Raw genomic sequence first — 2,581 nt, 5'->3', positions numbered from 1 at the left:
CGGACAGACCAGTACTACCTGGACGGAGCCAGGCGAGGCGAAACGGCTTCCGAGACGGTGCTATGGGAGGACCCATGGGGTCGACGCGACGTGTTGTCGGGATCAAAGGGGAGCGGCAGGTCCTGTTCGACATCGCCGAGGTGATCGTGGCCGAGGCCATCGGCAGGGCCGTCTGGCTCCGGACCGATCTCGGACGCTTCCGGTGCGCGATCGACGGGATCGACAACATCGATGACAAGTACGCGGAATGCGGCTTCGTGCGAGTGCACCGGAGCTACCTGGTGAACCTCAGCCGGGTGCGCGAAGTGGAGCGCAAGGACGGCGGGGAGCTCGAGCTCACCGTCGAGAACTACAGCGGGGTCGTCCCGGTTTCCCGTCGTCGGGCGAAGTTCGTCACCGAAGCGCTGGGGCTCTGAACGCTGGTGCGTCGGGATGCTCTCACAGCGAACGGGCGGACTTCGCCTCCTTGGCCTTGTCCAGCACCTGCAGGGCCGTGGCCTGCGCGATGTCGGCCGCCGCGGGATCCCGCTCGAGCAGTGCCGTCGTGGTCGCCCCCTCCATGAGCTGGGCGAGCTGGCTCGCGACGAACTGCTTGTCCGGCAGCCCGCACTCCTCGACGAGTTTGACCACCCACGCGCGCATCGCGTTCTTGTGCTCGCGCACCGCGTTGCGCACCTGCGGAGCGGTGTCGGCGAGCTCGACGGTCGCGTTGACGAAGGCGCACCCGCGGAACGACGGCGTGGCGAACCAGACGCGGAGGGCGTCGAAGACCGACAGCAGTCGCTGCCTGGGCGACGAGGTCCAGTCGATGTCCCCGCTCAGCCGCGCCCGGTGGCAGTCGTCCATGTGCTCCAAGCACGCGACGATGAGGTCCGTCTTGGTCGGGAAGTGCTTGTAGAGCGTCATCTTCGCGACGCCGATCTCGCTGACGAGCGTATCCACCCCCACTCCGGTGCCACGCTCGTACATCATCCGGGAGGCTTCCTCGATGATGAGTTCCCGCTTGGTTTCGGTGCGCTCCATCGGTGACACAGATGCACCCCTGATCGGATTCAAAAGCCGGTAACTTTTGGTCGAGCCGATTCAGAATACCCGTACCGCTGGGGCCGTGCAATGGGTTCCGGAGCCGTTCCGAGGTGTCGGTCGGCGAATTCCGGGGACGACGTCGCTGCGGGTTCGCGCGAGTGCTCCGCGAATCCACTTGGCGCGTTTTCCGGACCGTTCGTGGCGCCGGAGCACCGCTTCGTGCGGAATGCGTTGACCGGACGTACAGATCCGTGCAGCCTGGCTACTCGGTATGCGTCCTTCCTGCGGTGAAACCGCAGGAAGAGGAAGGGATGCATGGCGGGAAGCGGTCGCCTCGGGTCCGTCGGCGCCCGGCCCGGTCCGCGCCCGGACTGCGGGCGACCGTCCGAATCTCGCGGTCCTGACCGGGAGCACCCGGCACCGGCAACGGCGGCCGTCGCCCGATCGTTTATGGTGCGATATTCCGAACCGGTCAGCCGGTTGAAACACGGCGCGCTAGGAGGCGTAACGACAAATGTCCAGCTTGGCCGAAGTAGCGAACACCCTGGTTTCCAATCGGCGCGGAGTGCTCGCCGCCGACGAGAGCATCGGAACCATGTCCGCCCGGCTGAAAAGCGTCGGGGTGGAGGCCGCGGACGAGAAACGGCGGGTCTACCGCGAATTGATCGTCACCACTCCCGATCTGGTCGATTCGATCAGCGGGGTCATCCTCGCCGACGACACGCTGCGCCAGCGGCTGTCCGACGGGCGCACTTTCCCCGAGGCGCTGACGGCCATGGGGATCCACCCGGGCATCAAGGTCGACACCGGCGCCAAGCCGTTGGCGGGGGCCGCGGGGGAGAAGGTCACCGAAGGACTCGACGGGCTGCGCGAACGGGTCGCGGAGTACGTGGGCCTCGGGGCGACCTTCGCCAAGTGGCGCGCGGTGTTCGACATCGGGGACGGCCTCCCTTCGGAACGCGCGGTTCGCGCCAACGTGCACGCGCTGGCGCGGTACGCGGGGCTCTGCCAGGAAGGCGGCCTGGTGCCGATCGTGGAACCCGAGGTGCTGATGGACGGCTCCCACTCGCTGGCCCGGTGCCAGCAGGTGACCCGGGTGGTGCTGCGGTCGCTGTTCGACGAGCTCGCCCTCATGCAGGTCGACTTCGACGGCATGGTCCTCAAGCCGAACATGGTGGTCGCCGGCAAGGACTGCCCGGAGCAGCCCGGCGTGGACGAGGCCGCGCGGACCACGGTGGAGACCCTGCGCGAGACGGTGCCTCCGACGGTGCCCGGCATCGCCTTCCTGTCCGGCGGGCAGACCCCGGAGACCGCGACCAGGCACCTCGGGGCCATGCAGAACTGCGGCTCGTTGCCCTGGGAACTCACCTACTCGTTCGGCCGGGCGCTGGTCGGCCCCGCGCTCGAGTCCTGGCGCGGCGATCCAGCCAATTGGGAGGCCGCCCAGCGGGCGCTGTCGGTGCGCGCGGTCGCGAACGCCGCGGCTCGCTGAGCGCGGAAGCAGGACGAGCACCGACCGCACCGGCGAGGCCCCGTGCGGTCGGTGCCGCGGTCG

3 protein-coding genes are annotated in these 2,581 nt (G+C 68.4%); 2 read left to right on the top strand and 1 reads right to left on the bottom strand.

Going from position 1 to position 2,581, the window contains the following annotated elements:
* Positions 1–74: 74 nt before the first annotated feature.
* A complete protein-coding gene (locus IJH84_RS27085) occupies positions 75–416 on the top strand; it encodes a LytTR family DNA-binding domain-containing protein (protein WP_200071817.1) in 342 nt (113 codons plus the stop codon).
* 22 nt (positions 417–438) lie between these two features.
* On the opposite strand, the gene IJH84_RS27080 is transcribed toward IJH84_RS27085, so the two are convergent.
* Positions 439–1,023 (bottom strand): TetR/AcrR family transcriptional regulator, encoded by a 585-nt coding sequence (locus tag IJH84_RS27080; protein WP_200071816.1) that lies wholly within the window; start codon positions 1,021–1,023, stop codon positions 439–441.
* A 517-nt stretch (positions 1,024–1,540) separates the two neighbouring features.
* Between IJH84_RS27080 and IJH84_RS27075 the strand changes: the two genes are divergently transcribed.
* Positions 1,541–2,518 (top strand): class I fructose-bisphosphate aldolase, encoded by a 978-nt coding sequence (locus tag IJH84_RS27075; protein ID WP_295150561.1) that lies wholly within the window; start codon positions 1,541–1,543, stop codon positions 2,516–2,518.
* The last annotated feature ends 63 nt before the right edge of the window (positions 2,519–2,581 follow it).

Origin of the sequence: Saccharopolyspora sp. (assembly GCF_017434145.1) — a bacterium.
GTDB lineage: Bacteria > Actinomycetota > Actinomycetes > Mycobacteriales > Pseudonocardiaceae > Saccharopolyspora_C > Saccharopolyspora_C galaxeae.
This window is presented reverse-complemented; position numbering and strand designations above follow the sequence as displayed.

What these genes read in the sequence shown, in the direction of transcription:
- IJH84_RS27075 (WP_295150561.1), top strand. Translation starts at nt 1,541, where the DNA reads ATGTCCAGCTTGGCCGAAGTAGCGAACACCCTGGTTTCCAATCGGCGC.
- IJH84_RS27085 (WP_200071817.1), top strand. Translation starts at nt 75, where the DNA reads ATGGGGTCGACGCGACGTGTTGTCGGGATCAAAGGGGAGCGGCAGGTC.
- IJH84_RS27080 (WP_200071816.1), bottom strand. Translation starts at nt 1,023, where the DNA reads ATGGAGCGCACCGAAACCAAGCGGGAACTCATCATCGAGGAAGCCTCC.